16 protein-coding genes are annotated in these 16,395 nt (G+C 65.7%); 8 read left to right on the top strand and 8 right to left on the bottom strand.

All coding sequences use genetic code 11. The features are described from left to right. Nucleotides 1-30: 30 nt before the first annotated feature. Entirely contained in the window at nt 31-918 is an 888-nt protein-coding gene (locus tag DL238_RS12010) for an aldo/keto reductase family oxidoreductase (RefSeq protein WP_115492482.1), read from the bottom strand. Nucleotides 919-1,102: 184 nt separating this feature from the next. Here DL238_RS12010 and DL238_RS12005 point away from each other — a divergent pair, with 184 nt between their 5' ends. Then, complete coding sequence (locus DL238_RS12005; RefSeq protein ID WP_115492481.1) at nt 1,103-2,314, top strand: saccharopine dehydrogenase family protein; 1,212 nt, start codon at nt 1,103-1,105, stop codon at nt 2,312-2,314. A 68-nt stretch (nt 2,315-2,382) separates the two neighbouring features. Here DL238_RS12005 and DL238_RS12000 read toward each other — a convergent pair whose 3' ends face one another. After that, the gene (locus DL238_RS12000; protein ID WP_115492480.1) at nt 2,383-3,765 is read right to left on the bottom strand and encodes a pyridoxal phosphate-dependent decarboxylase family protein; all 1,383 of its coding nucleotides are present in this window, start codon (nt 3,763-3,765) and stop codon (nt 2,383-2,385) included. Between the two features lie 45 nt (nt 3,766-3,810). On the opposite strand from DL238_RS12000, the gene DL238_RS11995 reads away from it, so the two are divergent. The 3 genes from DL238_RS11995 to DL238_RS11985 all read left to right on the top strand — a co-directional run bounded on the left by DL238_RS11995 (nt 3,811) and on the right by DL238_RS11985 (nt 6,054). Next, the gene (locus tag DL238_RS11995; RefSeq protein ID WP_115492479.1) at nt 3,811-4,146 is read left to right on the top strand and encodes an ArsR/SmtB family transcription factor; all 336 of its coding nucleotides are present in this window, start codon (nt 3,811-3,813) and stop codon (nt 4,144-4,146) included. After that, nucleotides 4,143-4,658, top strand: a complete 516-nt coding sequence (locus DL238_RS11990) for an O-acetyl-ADP-ribose deacetylase (RefSeq protein ID WP_115492478.1) — start codon at nt 4,143-4,145, stop codon at nt 4,656-4,658. The genes DL238_RS11995 and DL238_RS11990 overlap by 4 nt, the downstream gene beginning before the upstream one ends. A gap of 100 nt (nt 4,659-4,758) precedes the next feature. After that, the gene (locus DL238_RS11985; protein ID WP_115492477.1) at nt 4,759-6,054 is read left to right on the top strand and encodes a S41 family peptidase; all 1,296 of its coding nucleotides are present in this window, start codon (nt 4,759-4,761) and stop codon (nt 6,052-6,054) included. Here DL238_RS11985 and DL238_RS11980 read toward each other — a convergent pair. After that, nucleotides 6,032-7,477 carry a serine hydrolase domain-containing protein gene (locus DL238_RS11980; protein WP_199798046.1) on the bottom strand — a complete coding sequence of 482 codons (1,446 nt, stop codon included), beginning with the start codon at nt 7,475-7,477 and terminating at the stop codon, nt 6,032-6,034. The two genes, DL238_RS11985 and DL238_RS11980, sit on opposite strands and share 23 nt — an antisense overlap. Before the next feature lie 107 nt (nt 7,478-7,584). On the opposite strand from DL238_RS11980, the gene DL238_RS11975 reads away from it, so the two are divergent. From DL238_RS11975 to DL238_RS11965, 3 genes are all read left to right on the top strand, one after another. After that, nucleotides 7,585-8,757 (top strand): carboxynorspermidine decarboxylase, encoded by a 1,173-nt coding sequence (locus DL238_RS11975; protein WP_115492476.1) that lies wholly within the window; start codon nt 7,585-7,587, stop codon nt 8,755-8,757. Between the two features lie 238 nt (nt 8,758-8,995). Next, nucleotides 8,996-10,198 (top strand): type III PLP-dependent enzyme, encoded by a 1,203-nt coding sequence (locus tag DL238_RS11970; RefSeq protein ID WP_115492475.1) that lies wholly within the window; start codon nt 8,996-8,998, stop codon nt 10,196-10,198. Then, nucleotides 10,198-11,175: an alpha/beta hydrolase family protein gene (locus DL238_RS11965; protein WP_115492474.1), complete on the top strand. Its 978-nt coding sequence runs from the start codon at nt 10,198-10,200 to the stop codon at nt 11,173-11,175. Before DL238_RS11970 ends, DL238_RS11965 begins: the two co-directional genes overlap by 1 nt. Nucleotides 11,176-11,185: 10 nt before the next feature. On the opposite strand, the gene DL238_RS11960 is transcribed toward DL238_RS11965, so the two are convergent. Next, complete coding sequence (locus DL238_RS11960) at nt 11,186-11,911, bottom strand: helix-turn-helix transcriptional regulator (RefSeq protein WP_115492473.1); 726 nt, start codon at nt 11,909-11,911, stop codon at nt 11,186-11,188. A 74-nt stretch (nt 11,912-11,985) separates the two neighbouring features. Here DL238_RS11960 and DL238_RS11955 point away from each other — a divergent pair, with 74 nt between their 5' ends. Continuing rightward, nucleotides 11,986-12,567, top strand: coding sequence for a glutathione S-transferase family protein (locus tag DL238_RS11955; RefSeq protein WP_115492472.1), 582 nt, complete (start codon nt 11,986-11,988; stop codon nt 12,565-12,567). 33 nt (nt 12,568-12,600) lie between these two features. Here the strand turns inward: DL238_RS11955 and DL238_RS11950 are convergent, their stop codons facing one another. The 4 genes from DL238_RS11950 to DL238_RS11935 all read right to left on the bottom strand — a co-directional run bounded on the left by DL238_RS11950 (nt 12,601) and on the right by DL238_RS11935 (nt 16,367). Continuing rightward, nucleotides 12,601-13,299: a nitroreductase gene (locus DL238_RS11950; protein ID WP_115492471.1), complete on the bottom strand. Its 699-nt coding sequence runs from the start codon at nt 13,297-13,299 to the stop codon at nt 12,601-12,603. A gap of 72 nt (nt 13,300-13,371) precedes the next feature. Further along, nucleotides 13,372-14,598, bottom strand: a complete 1,227-nt coding sequence (locus DL238_RS11945; protein WP_115492470.1) for a cell wall hydrolase — start codon at nt 14,596-14,598, stop codon at nt 13,372-13,374. Between the two features lie 248 nt (nt 14,599-14,846). After that, nucleotides 14,847-15,422: a LuxR C-terminal-related transcriptional regulator gene (locus tag DL238_RS11940; RefSeq protein ID WP_234031059.1), complete on the bottom strand. Its 576-nt coding sequence runs from the start codon at nt 15,420-15,422 to the stop codon at nt 14,847-14,849. A 144-nt stretch (nt 15,423-15,566) separates the two neighbouring features. Further along, the gene (locus DL238_RS11935) at nt 15,567-16,367 is read right to left on the bottom strand and encodes a hypothetical protein (protein WP_115492468.1); all 801 of its coding nucleotides are present in this window, start codon (nt 16,365-16,367) and stop codon (nt 15,567-15,569) included. Nucleotides 16,368-16,395: the final 28 nt, after the last annotated feature.

Here is a 16,395-nt window from a genome sequence, read left to right as displayed (position 1 = left end):
AGTGTCCAGGGGAGAAAAATCTACGCTGTTTCATCCGCCGATCCTGTCGAGCTTTTCAATGGCCTCGCCGGGCAGCTCAAGATTGGCCGCGGCGACGTTCTGGCGAAGGTGCTCGACCGAACTGGTGCCAGGGATCAGCAGGATATTGGGCGAGCGCTGCAAGAGCCACGCGAGCGCCACCTGCATGGAGGTAGCGCCGAGATCGCTCGCAACCTCGTCCAGCGCTTTCGACTGAAGCGGATCGAAGCCGCCCAGCGGGAAATAGGGGACGTAGGCGATGCTTTCGTCCGCGAGCCAGTCGATCAGTTCGTCGTCGTCGCGGTTCGCGAGATTGTACATGTTCTGCACGCATACGATCGGGCAGATGCTGCGCGCTTCTTCAACCTGGGAGCGGGTGACGGTGCTGACTCCAATGTGCCGCACCAGCCCCTCTTGCTGAAGCCGGGCTACAGGTTCGACGAAGCGGGCGATGCTCTCCCCGGTCGGCTCGATGCCTCCCTCGCCGGAACCCATGATACGGACGTTGACGACCTCCATCGCCTCGAGCTCTAGGTTCTCCAGATTGTCGCGCAGCCCCTGCTCCAGCGCCTCGGGATCGTTCCAGGGGAGCCACCCGCCTTCGTCGTCCCGCTTCGCGCCCAGTTTGGTGACGATGGTGAGGCTGTCGGGATAAGGCGCGAGCGCTTCGCGAATGATCCGGTTGGTCACGTGCGGGCCGTAGAAATCGCTGGTGTCGATATGATCGATGCCCAGCGCCATCGCCTCCTTCAGCACGGCAATCGCACCATCGCGGTCCTTCGGCGGGCCGAACACGTGCGGCCCGGCCAGCTGCATCGCGCCGTAGCCCATCCGGTGCACGGTGCGGTCACCCAGCTTGAAAGTACCGGAATTGGCGATGGCATTATCGGTCGCAGGCATGATGATGTTCCTCGAAGGGGGAGTCGATTCAGGTGCCTTAACGGCCGACCTCACGCGTCGGTGCCATAAAACCATGCTGGGTCTTTAGGAAAGCGCGCTTCGACGAAATGCGGTGTGGATCATTTGGCCCGGCGCGTGGGTTTGGGTACAGGCGCGCTCAAAGATTCGCATTCGGAGAACACACATGTCGACAGTACTGGTGATCGGGGCAGGGGGCGTGAGCTCGGTCTGCGTCCACAAGATGGCGATGAACAAGGATATTTTCACCGATATCCATCTCGCCAGCCGCACCAAATCGAAGTGCGATGCGATCGCCGCCAGCGTGAAGGATCGCACCGGGGTCGACATCGCGACCTACGAGATCGATGCCGAGGAAGTCCCCGCGATGGTCAACCTGATCAAGAAGATCGGGCCCAAACTGGTGGTGAACCTCGCACTGCCCTATCAGGACCTGCCGATCATGGACGCCTGCCTCGAGGCGGGCGTGGATTACCTCGACACCGCGAACTACGAGCCCAAGGACGAGGCGAAGTTCGAGTACCACTGGCAGTGGGCCTATCAAGACCGCTTCAAGGACGCCGGGCTCACCGCGCTGCTCGGCTCGGGCTTCGATCCGGGCGTGACGAGCGTGTTCACGATGTGGCTCAAGAAACACAAGCTGAAGACCATCCGCCAGCTCGACATTCTCGACTGCAATGGCGGCGACCACGGGCAGGCCTTCGCGACCAATTTCAACCCGGAAATCAACATCCGCGAAGTGACCGCACCCGCGCGCCACTGGGAAAACGGCGAATGGGTCGAAACGCCCGCGATGCAGGTGAAGACCGAGTTCGACTTCGAGGAAGTCGGGCCGAAAAACGCCTACATGATGTATCACGAGGAGCTGGAAAGCCTCGCGAAGTTCGTGCCCGAGCTGGAGCGCGCGCGCTTCTGGATGACCTTCGGCGATGAATACATCAAGCACCTCAGCGTGCTGCAGGCCGTCGGCATGACCAGCATCGAACCGGTCAAGTACCAGGGCCGCGACATCATCCCGCTGCAGTTCCTCGCCGCCGTGCTGCCCAAGCCCGAAAGCCTTGGTGAGACCACGAAGGGCAAGACCAATATCGGCGTCATCGCGACCGGCGAAGCGCTCGACGGCAGCGGCGAGAAGACGTTCTACATCAACAACATCTGCAGCCACGAAGCCGCCTACGAGGAGACCGGCAACCAGGCGGTCAGCTACACCACCGGGGTGCCCGCGATGATCGGCTCGGCCATGATGGTGCAGGGCAAGTGGGATGGTGACGGCGTGTTCAACATGGAGCAGTTCGACCCCGACCCCTTCATGGACATGCTGAACCAGCACGGCCTGCCGTGGAACGTGAAGGAGCTGGACGGGCCGGTCGGGTTCTGACCGCGCCCGTCCCGGGCTTTTCGGAGTTTACAAGACCTATCGCCGTCGTTTCGCGATCGGGTGGGCCGTCACGGGGCGATCCCCAACCGGCGCGTCTCGGCGGCAATCGCTTCCAGTGAGTGGTCGACATCGGCTTCCGTTGTCCGCCAGTTCGATACGCTGATACGGATGGCATCGCGGTTGCGCCAGCGTGTCGTGCCGAACCAGCATTCGCCGCTGTGCTGCACGGCCCTGGCCAGATCCCCCATCCGCCTCTCGTGCCCCGGAAAGGTTGCGACGACCTGGTTCTGGACCACCTCGTTGAGCAAGGTGAAGCCGAGCGCATCCAGCCCTTGCGCGAAGCGGCGCGCGTGGCGGCAGCAGCGGTCGACCAGATCGGCAACGCCCTCCCTGCCGAGACTGTGCAGCGCCGCCCACACCTCGATCCCCCGGGCCGCGCGCGAAAGCTCGATCACCATGTCCTTCTGCGGCGTTCCGACCCTGTTCGGGACGTATGGTGCGTCGAACGACAGCAGGTCGCGAACGGCATCGGGGTGCGCGCAGATCGCCATGCCGCAGTCGTAGGGCGTGTTGAGCCACTTGTGCGCGTCGACCGCCCAGCTGTCGGCAAGCTCCGCGCCGACAACGAGGCCGCGCAGGTTCGGCGAGGCGGCCGCCCACAGGCCGAACGCGCCATCGATGTGGAACCATGCACCCGAACCCGCGATCCGCTCGGCTATCTCGGCGAAGGGGTCGCTCGCGCCCGTGTTGACGCAGCCGGCCTGCATGACGACGATCGTCCGCGCGTCGACAAGGGGGAAGGCCCCCATCTGGACCGTCCCGTCGTCCAGGCACGGCACGGTTTCGATGTCGGCGTCGCCGAAGCCGAGGATCTTCAGCATCTTGCGCACCGTGGGGTGGATCGTCGCCGAAGTGACGATCCGCAGACGCGGCGCGCCCTGCAGGCCGCCTTCGCCGACGTTCCAGCCGCTGCGTGCGAGCAGGGCGTGGCGTGCAACCGCCAGGCATTGAAGATTGGCAGCACTGGCACCCGTCACGAAACCGACCGACGACGTGCCTGGCAGCCCGAGAACATCCAGCACCCATCGCGAGGCGACCTCTTCGGCGACGTTGGCGATCGGGCTGGTCTGGTCGGACAATGCCAACTGGTCCCACGCCGCGTTCAGCATGCGCGCGCCCATCGCGGCGGGCAGGCTTCCGCCCACAACCATGCCGAAGAAGCGCCCGCCCGCAGTGCCGATCGTGCCGCCGCGGGAGGAATCGACAAGCCGCTCCACCGTTTGCATCGGGTCGCAGGGGCCAGGGGGCAGGGCAACCTCCAGCGCGGCACGGGCGATGTCGCGCGCGTCGGGCCGGTCGACGGGGCGCTGATCGAGGCTGCCGAGGTATTCGATGCTGGCTTCGCTCGCGTAGCGCGCTACATCGGTTGCGGTTGAAAACGGCCTCGTCATGCCTTAAACCTCGATCGATTAATCGCTATATAGCTATCTACCTATATGCCTGACACCACCGCGTCAATAACCGCGTTTCTGCGCGCAGTTTCCAACAACAAGCGCCTCCAGATCTTGGAATGGCTGGCCGCGCCTCAAGACCATTTCGAGCCTCAGGTCGATGGCGATCTGGAGGAGGATGGTGTCTGCCTCGCTCGGATCGTCGATAAGTTGGGTCTGGCGCAGCCCACCGTTACCGCTCATATGCGGATTCTCGTCGAGGCCGAACTCGTGACCTCCATGCCGATCAAGAACTGGGTGTTCTACAAGCTGCACCGCGATCAGCTGGATGCCGCAATCGAAGCCTTGGCAAAACGGCTCGGCAGTTCGGTCCAAGGATGAGTACCGTGCTCGAAACCCACCGGGGCGACATCACGCAGCTCGATGTCGACGCTATCGTCAACGCCGCCAATTCCTCCCTGCTGGGCGGAGGCGGCGTCGACGGTGCGATTCACCGTGCGGCGGGCAAGCGACTGCTGGAGGAATGCCGCCAGCTGGGCGGATGCGAAACCGGGCAGGCGAAGATCACCGGCGGGTACGACCTCCCGGCAAGGCACGTCATTCACACCGTCGGCCCCGTATGGAGCGGCGGCGATAAGGGAGAGCCCGAGCTGCTGGCGGACTGCTACCGCAATTCGCTCGAGCTGGCGCGGGAGAACGGGCTGCGTTCTGTCGCATTCCCCGCAATCTCTACCGGCATCTATGGCTTTCCGATCGAGCGCGCCGCGCCGATCGCGGTGGCGACGGTGCGTGAAGAGGCGGCGCGGCACGATGGCGCCTTCGACCGGATCCTGTTCGTCTGCTTCGACGGTGCCACGCAGGCCGCCTTCGCAGCGGAGCTCGACAACCTCTAAGCGCAAACGGTGGGCAGGGCGGTTCCGGCGAGTTGACACGTCCGCAGGCCGCTGCCTTCTGGCCGGCGAACGCACGAACCAGCCGGAGACTTCAAAGACCATGCGCAAGATTGCCCTCGGGTGTCTGCTCCTCGCCTCGGTGGGCGGGGCCATTCCCGCCGCAGCGCAGGACCCCGCGACTGGATACGCCCAGAGCGCAGCGGCCTTCGACGCGGAGGCCGCGTGGGACGAGTTCGAGCAGCTGCTGCGCGGCGAGTACGCCTATATCGAGCGCGACGACATCGACGTCGAGGCGCAGCTGGACCGGTCGCGCGCGCTGGCAGCCAAGGCCACCGACAAGGCGGCGCTACGGCGGATCATGCACCGCACCGCGCTCACTTTCATGGACCCGCACCTGATCGTCGGCCCGTTCGAGGATGACGACTACGCGATCGTGATGACCGCCGCCGATCTTGATGCCCGGTTCGCGGACGGCAAGGCGGTGATCGTCGATGTGCGGCGAGGTTCGCCTGCCTTCGACGCGGCGCTGCGGCCGGGGGACGAGGTGCTTGCCATTGGCGGCAAACCGGCGAAGGCTGCCGCGCAGGGTCCGTTCGGCGAGGCGCTCCCCGATCCTACCGCCGAGCAGTTCGACTACGGGCTGACGCTGGCGGTCAACGGGCGGCGCAAGGGCGATCGCACGCTGAAAATCCGTTCGGTGCAGGGGCAGGTTCGCGACGTCGAGCTGGCCTCGACGCGCGACTGGGCCAATTCGCTGCGCGAGCGCAAGCTCGTCGACCTCTCCTTCGTCGGCACGGGCGGCGATGTGGCGGTTCTTGCGCCGCTCAATTCGCTCGGCAACAACGACACGATTCCCGCCTTCGATGCAGCGATGAAGGACGCCATCGGGGCGGGGGCGCGAGCGATCATCCTCGACATGCGCGAGACGCCGAGCGGTGGGAACACGGAGGTTGCCCGCTCGATCATCGGGCACTTCACCGATCAGGTGCGCCCCTACCAGATGCACCGCATCCCCGCGCTCGAACGCGAGTTCACCGTGCCGCGCCAGTTCGTCGAATACGTCTTCCCGCGCGAGCCTTTCTTCGGCGGCCCGGTCATCGTGCTCCACGGTCGCTGGACCGGCAGCATGGGCGAAGGCATCGTCATCGGCATGGACGCGGCCACCGGCGCGACCACGATCGGCTCCGACATGGGCGACCTGCTGGGCGGGCTGTGGAACGAACAGCTCGAGCTGAGCGGCGCGCGCGTCGATCTGGGCGGCGAGTCGCTGTTCCATGTCGACGGCACCCCGCGCGAGGATTACGTCGCCGATATTCCGATAGAGCCCGCCAGCACGGCCGCCGATGGGGCCGACCCGGCGATTGCAGAGGCCCTCAGACTGCTGGAGAAGCGCTGACGCCAGGGGACGGTCGGTCGCCACCGAGGTAGGCGATCCCCAGCCGCGCCACCGCCCACAAAACACCCAGCACGGCGGTCGCCATGAGCGCCCACCAGACGTCCGGCTGGAACGCGCGGATCGCATCGAGCGGGGCGCCGAAGATACGTGGCATCGCCAGCAGCAGGATCGCCGCCTGGGCGATGGTCGCCATCAGCGGGAACCACAGGCTGAAACGGCCTGCGATGCTCGCCTTCTTCTGGCGGATCGTGGACGAGCGGAAGGCCGACCATAACATCGCGGCGACATAGATCGGCGGCGAAAGCACGAGGTAGAGATAGAGGGGCAGGGCCCACAGACCGGGCAGGCCGGGGTCCTCCTCTATCCCGAGGGCACGATCGGCGAAGCCATATTGCAGCGAATAGCCGTGGGCGATCGCAAAGCCGCTGCCCGCATTGGTGAGCGTGACTGCCGCCTTGTGCTGCGCGGGGACCATCGTCGCAAGGCTCTCGTAGCCGGGATTGGAGCCCGAATGGCCGACGATACCCTCGGCGGGATTGAGGAACCAGCCAAAGCCGTAGGCGGGCGAAAGCTCGCTCGCAGGCTCCATCATCGCTTCCTTGCCGCGGGCGCTCAGGATATCGTCTTCGCGGTTCATCATCAGCTGCAGGTACGTCGCGATATCTCCCGCGGTCGATGCGACGCCGCCTGCGGGCGCACCCGCGAGGCCAGAGGGGTTGCGTTGCAGCGCGCGCTTGCCGGTGAACCACGGGGTGTGACCCGTGGCGAGCCGCGCGTCATCGGCGGTTACGGGGACGAAGGTGTTCGCCATGCCTGCCGGTTCGAAGATCCGCGTGGCGAGATACTCGGCGAAGGAAAGGCCGCTCTTCACTTCGACGATGCGGCCGAGCAGCATGTAGTTGATATTGGAATATTCCCAGCGCTCGCCCGGACCGGTCGCGGGATCGATCGCGGCAATGGCGGTGACGCGCCGTGCGAGCGCATCGTCCTCCGTCCCCCCGTTGTCGGCCCAGCGATTGCCCTGAAAGGTCGAGTATCCGCTGGTATGGCTTAGCAGCTGACGGATCGTGGTCCTGCCCGCGCGCGTGCCGGGCACGAACTCGTCCAGATAGTCGCTCACGTGCGCGTCGAGCTTGATCTCTCCCGCCTCGACCAGCTGCATGATCGCGAGCGCGGTGAAACTCTTCGAGATCGATCCGATGAGGAAGGCCGTGTCATCTGCGATCGGGGCTTCGTTGCCGAGGCGCTTGATTCCGCGCTGCCCGGCAGCGATCCTGCCTTCCTCGACCAGCGCAAAGGCCACGCCCGGAATGGCCGCCTTCGCCATCTCGCCCTCGAGGAAATTGCGCGCATCGGTAAATGTGCCGGCGGCGTGAGCCATCGTCGTGAGCAGCAGCGCACATAGCACCGGCATGAAACGCATAGTTTTCCCCCCGCGTAATTACGCATACTGCATCAGGCGGACCGGCGATGCCAGCAGCCGTTCGACCGACCGATGACAGGACCCGACCGGTTCCCTATCTGGCACCCATGGAAACAAAAGCCGGCGACCCGGGCGCCTTCGCCCAATTCGATCTCAACCGTGTCGATACCCCCGCCTTTGTGGTGGATGCGGCGAAGCTGCGCGAGAATTGCCGCATCCTTGCGGCGATCCGCGACGAGGCGGACATCAAGATGCTCAGCGCCCTGAAGGCGTTCTCGATGTGGAGCACCGCACCGATCATCGGCGAGTATCTCGACGGGGTGTGCACCTCGGGCCTGTGGGAAGCGCGGCTGGCATCCGAGTTCTACGACGGCGAGATCAGCACCTATTGCGCCGCCTACAAGCCGGACGAGATCGAGGAGGTCGCGCGGCTTTCCGACCACGTGATCTTCAATTCGCCCGGCCAGATGCAGCGCGCCGCGCTGATCCTGGAGCACGCGAGGGCGAGCGGCGGGGCGTTCGACGTGGGCCTTCGAATCAACCCGCAGGTCCCGACCGGCGAGGTGCCGCGCTACGACCCGTCCAGCCCCGGCAGCCGCCTCGGCTTTCCGCTCAGCCAGCTGACCGAGGAGCATATGGAGGGCGTGGAGGGCATCCACTTCCACAACCTGTGCGAACAGGGCTTCGAGCCGCTGCACCGAACATGGGACCGCGTGTTCGACGCGATCGAGCCGTATTTCGGCCAGCTCAAATGGATCAACATGGGCGGCGGGCACCACATCACGCGGGCGGATTACGAGCGCGAGGAGCTGATCGAGTTCCTGCGCGACGCGAAGGAGGATACCGGCGCCGAGATCTATCTCGAACCGGGCGAGGCCGTGGCGCTCGATGCCGGAATCCTCGTGGGCACCATCCTCGATACCGGCGAGAACGACGGACCCTTCGCCATCACCGATATCTCCGCGACCTGCCACATGCCCGACGTCATCGAAGCGCCGTACCGGCCCGCGATGCTGGACGAGAAGGCGGGCGAGCCGCCGGTGCGGCTCGGCGGGTCCTCGTGTCTCGCAGGCGATGTGATCGGGCAGTATTCGCTGCCCGTGCCGAACGAGCCGGGGCAGCGGATCGCCTTCCTCGACCAGGCGCATTATTCGATGGTGAAGACCAACACTTTCAACGGCGTGCCGCTGCCATCGATCTGGCTGTGGGATTCGGAAAGCGACGCGCTCGATTGCGTCAAACGATTCGGATACGAGGAGTTCCGCAACCGGCTTTCATAGCCTGCGAAATCACGCCTGCTCGCGCCGGAGGACCGGTTCGGCAGGCGCTGTCGGGCCGTTTCGGAACTCATCGGCCCGACAGCGTTGATTCACAAAATGCTGCACGTAACGATTTCTCTTGCATCGCGGTGCGAAACGCCTATTTGCGCGCCTCCGCTGCCCCAAGGGGACTCTAAAACCGCAAGGCAGCCCCGGATAGTCCGGTTCTGAAACTTTATCGTTTTGGGGGTCCCTTGAATTGGCCACTTATCCTGACGCTCGATCCGTAGTCGCCGCTCTCGCGCCCGACGAACCGGTCATTCTCAACCGTCCGCACGCAGCGGCGCGCGCCGCGCGTTTCTTCGTGGACGGCTTTCGCGGCCGCTCGCTTTATGCGGTCAAGGCGAATCCCTCGCCCGATCTGATCCGCATTCTGTGGGATAACGGGATCACGCATTACGACGTGGCCTCAATCGCCGAAGTGCGTCTGGTGCGCAGCATTCTGCCCGAGGCAGAGCTGTGCTTCATGCACCCGGTCAAGCCCAAGAGCGCGATCGCCGAGGCGTACCACCAGCACGGCTGCCGCACCTTCAGCCTCGACAGCGAGGAAGAGCTGGCCAAGATCGTCGACGCCTGCCGCGCGCCCGACGGCAAGCCTGCCAGGGATCTGAAGCTGCTCGTGCGCCTGCGCGTCTCTTCCGAATTTTCCGAGCTTTCGCTCGCCAGCAAGTTCGGCGCCGACCTGATCGATGCGCCGGTGCTGCTCCAGCAGACCCGGCAGCATTGCGACTGGCTGGGCGTGTGCTTCCACGTCGGCAGCCAGGCGATGACGCCGTTTGCCTATGTGCAGGCGATCGAACGTGCGCGCGCCGCGATCGTCGCATCGAGCGTGGTGATCGACATCGTCGACGTGGGTGGAGGCTTCCCGAGCATCTACCCGGGCATGGAGCCGCCGCCGCTCGAAGACTATTTCGACGTGATCTTCCGTGCGTCCGAATCGCTCCCGGTCTCCTATTCGTCGGAGCTGTGGTGCGAACCGGGCCGCGCGCTGTGCGCGGAATATTCCTCGCTGCTCGCCAAGGTGGACAAGCGCCGCGGGAACGAGCTGTTCATCAACGACGGCGCCTATGGCGCGCTCTACGATGCGGCGCACCTCGGCTGGAAATTCCCGGTCCGCGCGCTCGACCATGACGAGCATGCTGCGACCGAGGATTTCTCGCTCTACGGCCCGACCTGCGACGATGCGGACTACATGGAAGGGCCCTTCGCGCTCCCCGCCGACATCGCTGCAGGCGACTATATCGAAGTCGGCATGCTCGGTGCCTATGGCGCGGCAATGACGACCCAGTTCAACGGCTTCGGTGCGACGCAGGCGATCGTGGTCGGGGACCAGCCCATGCTGAGCCTCTACGATGGCCGCCGGGTACGTCCGGAGACGGACAACGTGGTCAACCTGCGCTGATGCGCTGGACGGGGCTGTGGCTGGCGTTGCTTGTCTTCGCCCCGCCGCAGTCTTTGCTGGCCCGTGACCTGATCCACGAAGAGCGTTCAATCCCCGCAACGGACGAGCGGCCGATCACCTTCTACGTCGACCGACCCGCGACCGACGGCAAACTACCGCTCCTGCTGATTGTCGACGGATCGGGCTGTGCGGGGCAGATGCGAGAGAGCAGCTGGGGGAATTACGCCCCGGGCGCCGAGGATCCGGTGCCTTACGCGCGGGTGATGGTTGAAAAGCCGGGCGTCGCAGCCACGACCCCGCAAGGGGCCGAATGCACCCCCACTTTCGACCGCTACTACACGATCCAGAACCGCGTCCTCGACCATTTGCGCGTGCTGCAGCACCTCGGCGCGAACGCGGACTGGTGGAACGGGCAGATCTTCATCTGGAGCTGGTCCGACGGTGGAGACGTGGCCGCGCAGATCCTCACCTACCGGCCCGATATCGACCGTGCGGTGCTGGGCGCGATGGGCGGCGGCCTGACGATGGCCGAGCATTTCGAACGCTTCTGGGCCTGCCCAGAAGATATGCCCGGGGATCGCGAAGCGTGCCTCGCCGACCTGCGCAGCGACTTCGCGGCGATCGAAGCCAGTCCGAACGGCACCGACAAGTGGAACGGGGAAAGCTACGCCACCTGGGCCTCGCGCCTGCGCACGCGCCTGTCGGCCGCGCTGATCGACAACCGCGTGTCGATCCTCATCGTGCATGGTGATCGCGATTTCGAAAACACGCCGGTCGAAAGCGCCCGCCAACTGGTCGCGGATCTCGAGGCGGCGGGCAATCCCGCTTTCACCTACTGGGAAGTGCGCGGCATGGAGCATGGCTGGCGCAACCTGCCCAAAGCGCGACAGAAGGCGCTGGTGGACGCGATGCTCGGCTGGGTGCTGACCGGCGAGGTCGACGGGGATCAGGTTCGGCTGGCGGTCGAGGGCGAGTAGCGGTTGCCCATCAAGGCGTCGCTTCTTTCCGCGCCGCCTTTTGCGCCTCCCACTCCGCCATCCGCATTGCCTGATATCGGCGCAGCAGCTCGACGCGGTGCGGGCGGAAGCTCGTGCTGCCAGCCTCCAGCCGTTCCATCCGCGCGACCTCGAAGGTGCGGTAATCCTCGCGCAGCAGGCACCAGCCGACCAGCATCAGCGTGGTGGGGCTGTAGGACAGGCCCAGTGGCAGAATTTCGCGCGTCGACTGGCGTTCCTGCCGGTCGCGATAGGCGATGACGACGCTTGTCTCGTCCCAGCAGGCCTGCCGCAGCATATCGACATCGACCGCGATCGCTGGGCGCTCTGCGGGCATGCGCCATGATCGCATGATTGCGTGCATCGACTGGCGCGATTGCCGGTCGGGCAGGGTGGCGATGATCCGCGCCATCGCGTCGCGGCCCGCCTTCGCGAGCCGATCGTCGCCCAGCTCGTCCAGACTGCCGACCGCCAGCATCAGCGCCTCGGTCTCGAGGCGGGAGAAGCTTTGCGGGGGCAGCGCGGGGTCCTCGGTCAGCGTGTAGCCGTAGCCGGCCGCGCCATCGATCAGCACGCCCCCTGCGCGCAGCGTGGCGATATCGCGATAGAGCTGCCGCCGCGAAATCTCGGTCTCTTCCGCCAGCCGCTGTGCCGTGACCGGCGAGGGCAGCCGCCTGAGCGCGGTCATCAGCCGCATAAGCCTGTCCTGCCGTGCCATAGTTTCGCTGCTGCCTCTTTCTGTCAGCAGGGCGGGCATATTCCTGTGGAACCGCAAACGGAAAGGAAAATCGCATGCCGACGCTTTACCACTCGCCCCAGACCCGCTCCGACACTGTCGTCGATCTCGTTCGCATGCTGGGTGCGGACGTGGACATCCACGAGGTCACGATCCGCCGTCAGGATGGCTCGGGCGTGCAGGACCCGGCCAATCCCCACCCCGAAAAGAAGGTGCCCTACCTTGTCGATGGCGAGGATCATGTGCGCGAGCGCGGGGCGATCATGCTCTACCTGACCGACACGTACCCGCAGGCGAAGCTGGGCCCGCTGCCGGGCGAGGCGGGGCGCGGGGCGTATCTTTCGTGGCTGGCCTATTACCAGGGCGTGATGGAGCCGCTGCTGATCCTGCAATGGGCGGGCATCGAGAATCCGGTCGTGACCGACGGCCTCGGCGACATGGAACGCATGCTGGAAACGCTGGCGGCCGCGCTACGCGATGGCCCTTGGCTGCTGGGCGAGCGGTTCAGCGCGGCGGACATGCTGCTCAGTTCTCCGTTCCAGTGGTTCGGCGATGCGCTGCCCGCAGGGCCCGAGGTGCGCGACTGGGTGGATCGCTGCGCGAAGGAAGTCGCCGCTGCTACCGGGGCAATGGCGTAACGGATGCGGGGGAGGGCCGGGCAGGCTCTCCCCTCAGCCCTCGAACCCGACGAAGCGGACGGTTTCCTCCAGCAGCTTGCGTTCGGAGACCACCGCGTTGGCGGGGAAGTCCGGGTCGGGCCAGCCCATCGCGACGCAGATCATGATCACCTGATCCTCGGGAATGCCGGCATGCTCGCGCACCACCGGGCTCTGCATGATCCCCTGCGAGTTGATCACGCAGCCCAGCCCGCGCGACCATGCCGCGTTGACCAGCGCATTGGTGATCGCACCGCAATCGAAAGGGGCAATGTCGCTGCCGAGGATCGCGCGATCATAGGTAACGACGATCGAGACGGGCGCATCGAACTGGCGGAAGCCACGCAGCGTCCAGTCCTGCCTGCGCTCCTTGTCCTCCCGCTCGATCCCCATCGCGCCGAACAGCTGCTTGGCGACGTCGATCTGGCGGCGGCGGTGGTGCTCGGGCGCGTCGCCCTCGGGCCGGCGGAATTCGCGCGTGTCGGGATTGCCGGCGAGGATGCCCTCGGTATTGCCCCGGCGGATCGCGTCGAGCGGAGCGCCGGTGACCACGGTGAAGTTCCAGCACTGGTTGTTGTAGGACGATGGCGCGCGGGTCGCGAGTGCGATGACCTCTTCGATCAGCTCGCGCGGGACAGGCTTGTCCAGAAAGCCGCGGATACTGCGGCGGCCGGTCACCACCTCTTCGTAGCTTTGATCCCGATTGCCGCCCATGCCTGTCTCTCCCTGTGTGCCGCCGGACTAGCGCGCGCGAGACGGCGCAGCAAATCCGCTACGGCATTGGGATCAGGGCCGGGCGGCGGGCAGGCAGCGCCCGGTGGCGGGCTGGCCGAACAGGCGGCAATCGAAGAACACCGCCTCGGCATTGCCGTTGCGCGGCGCGAGATAACTGAAGCGCAGCTGGCGGCGCGCCGCGTCGGGCAGCGGCAGTTGGGCGGGAATGGCGCTCGCCTCGCTCCACCCGTAAACCTGGCAGAAACGCGATCCGGGGCACAGCGTGCGCGCGCGGTCGAGCACGGCAGCCGGATCGTCCGCCGCACTCACCAGCACGAAATGCGCGCCGGGGCCGGGGCCAGCAGGCGGAATGCTTGGCGAGGCCTGTTTTTCGCTGGCCGTATCGGGCGTGCGCGTACCCACCGTCTCGGCCGTAATGCTGCGCACCGCTGCATCGTCGGCGACGAGGCTGGGCAGCGATGGCTCTTCGCGGTCGACCTCTTGCGCGACCATGCGCAGCGCCATGGGATCAGGTTCGCCCCCGCCATAGCGTGCGGAGAACGCGCGATTGGTGCCCCAGAAGCCGCGCCAGCGGAAGAACAGGTGCGGGCCGACGACCGCGATCTTGTCGAGCTCGTCGCTCCACCACGGATAGACGTAGTTGGCATGATAGTGGGTCGCGATGCCGACGGCCTTCTCGACCCTGCCCCCCAGCGCTTCCTCGGCCCGCTGGCGCGCAGCGCGCCACTGAGTGTCGGAGTAGCTGCGTGAGAGCGAGCCGTCGCAGGTGAAGGTGAACTGGCAGCCCGTCCGGCGCTGCGACCCCTGGTAGACGACTCCGCAGACCGTATTGGCGAAACCGGGGTGCCGGGTGCGGTTGAGGATGACCTGCATCACCGCGCGCTGGTCGGCGTCGCCCTGTCCCGCCTCCGCCATCGCCGCCAATGCCAGGCAGTCGCGTGCGCGGGCACGGTCGGCGGCGGTGCCCGCGAAGACGAAGGGCTCGGCGGTGCCTGCCCCGCCTTCGACCACTTCGACCGCGGCATTGCGCGCCTGCGCATCGCCGGGCGGCAGTTCGGATTGCTGCGTATCGCTGTCCTCCCCGGTGGCGGGGAGCGCCTGGATCGGCACCGCGATCGATGTTCCCTGTTCCACTGCGGGGGGCGCGGAAGGTCCTCCGGACGCTGCCAGCGCCACGAAGGTCGCCAACAGGATCGTCACCACGCCCACCAGCGGCGCATTCTGGCGCAGCCATGGCGATCGGCGGATCGCCCGCCAGCGTGATTCGATGAACTCCATCGCGCGGATGTAGCGAGGCCGGGGCGCAATTCCATGGGACAGTGCACCAGCGGCATCATTCGTCGACGAATGCAGACCTGCGATGTGGTGAGATGCCGCGCGGCAGACGCATCCGAGGCGGAGGCGGGACAGCTAGTCGGTTGGACACGTATCCGCGCGGCATCTTCGAAATAGGTGCGCGCATGCGGATAAGGGATACGGACCTTGGCCCAGCGGCCCGAAAGGCGGTAGCTGCGGCGCCCTTGCGCCTAGATGCCGGCCTCGACGGCCAACCGGATGAGGTCCGCCGAGGTGCGCAGCTCGAGCTTGTCCATCACCAGCTTGCGGTGCATCTTCACCGTCTTCTCCGACAGGCCGAGCGCGCCTGCGATCTGCTTGTTGAGCAGCCCGCTCGCGACCATGCGTGTCACCTCGAACTGGCGCGGAGACAGCGTCTGGAGCATGGCGGAGGCACGTTCGCGGCGGCTGGCGGCCAGCTGCGGCTCGTCATTGTCGATCTCGACCTGGCTGCCGAGGAAATAGAGCAGCTCGTTCGCCTCGTCGTAGATCGGCGCGACCAGCACCGCATTGCGGAACGGCTCGCCGCTCTTCTTGTAATTGAGGATCTCGACCAGCACCGGTTTCTTTTCGCGCTCGCCCTGGCGGATCTTCTCCGTCAGCCACGGCTCGGTCCCGTCCCCGGCGAGGAAGCGGCAGTTGCGGCCGAGGATTTCCTCCGGCCCGTAGCCGGTCAGTTCCATGAAGGGGCGGTTGACCGCGACCAGCGGATTGTCCGGCCGGCGCGGATCGGACACGACCGATGCGATCGGGCTCGATTCCACCATCTGGCAGACCCATTCGACCGGTTTGGGATCACTGACGCAGAATGACTGATCCCCGTGAGCTTCCCACCTGACTATCGGATTCGCCTGACCCATGGCGGCTATATCGTCAGCCTCTCTCAAAAAAGCAAATCTCGTTGGTACGGATCATGCGGATACCGGCACTTTGCGGTGTTTCTTGAGCACATTTGCGACCTTGCCGAGCGCCGCGCCGACCTTGGTCGGAAACTCGCCCGCGGCCAGCTCCATCGTCGCATTATGCGCGGTCGCGACCCGGCGCGCGTCGGCCCAGTCCTGCCCCATGTGGATCGCCCATTCGCGAAAGGCGTCGGCGGCGTTCGGGTTGGGCTCGAGCGCCTTGGCGAGCGTCGGGTGGAAGCCGAGATCGCCCGTCATCGGCAGCAGCGAGAGCGGGAAGGGCGCCTTGATGCAGGACAGCGTGTCGTCGACGAAGATCGTCTTGCTCGGGCGATGGTACGCCAGCACCGAGGAGAAATGCACGTTCTCGTCCTCGCACACCATCTGCACGCCTTCGGGGACGGAGAAGGCCAGCGCGTCGCCGAACAGTCCGTCGAGCGCGCTCGCCTGGCAGGTATCGCTCTCCCACTTCAGTCCGGGAAATTTCTCGTGATGCCGCTTCGTGCCGTAGAGCTTGGCCTGCGGGTAAGCCTTCGCCATCCATTCGATATGCAGCGTGTGGAAGGGGTGAAGGTTGATGATCGCGGCAACCTTCTTGCCGCCATCGGTCAGCGCGTCGACCTTCGCTTTCAGCGCTTCGTCCAACGTATAGCTGTCGAGAAAGACGAAGCGCCCGTCGGGCAATTCGACGAGCGCGCAATGCGTGCCGAGGTCGACCATGCCGCCCAGCTTGAACGATCCGCGGATGTGCCGGAACCCGTTCCCGAAGTCGGTGAGGGTTCCGGGCTTTACTTTTGTTATTTCTGCCATGGTGGGCAAGCGGTTAAACCGCCGCTCG

Source organism: Alteriqipengyuania lutimaris (genome assembly GCF_003363135.1).
GTDB classification, from domain to species: domain Bacteria; phylum Pseudomonadota; class Alphaproteobacteria; order Sphingomonadales; family Sphingomonadaceae; genus Alteriqipengyuania; species Alteriqipengyuania lutimaris.
Note: the sequence above shows the minus strand (reverse complement) of the source record. Positions and strands in the feature narration are given on the sequence as shown.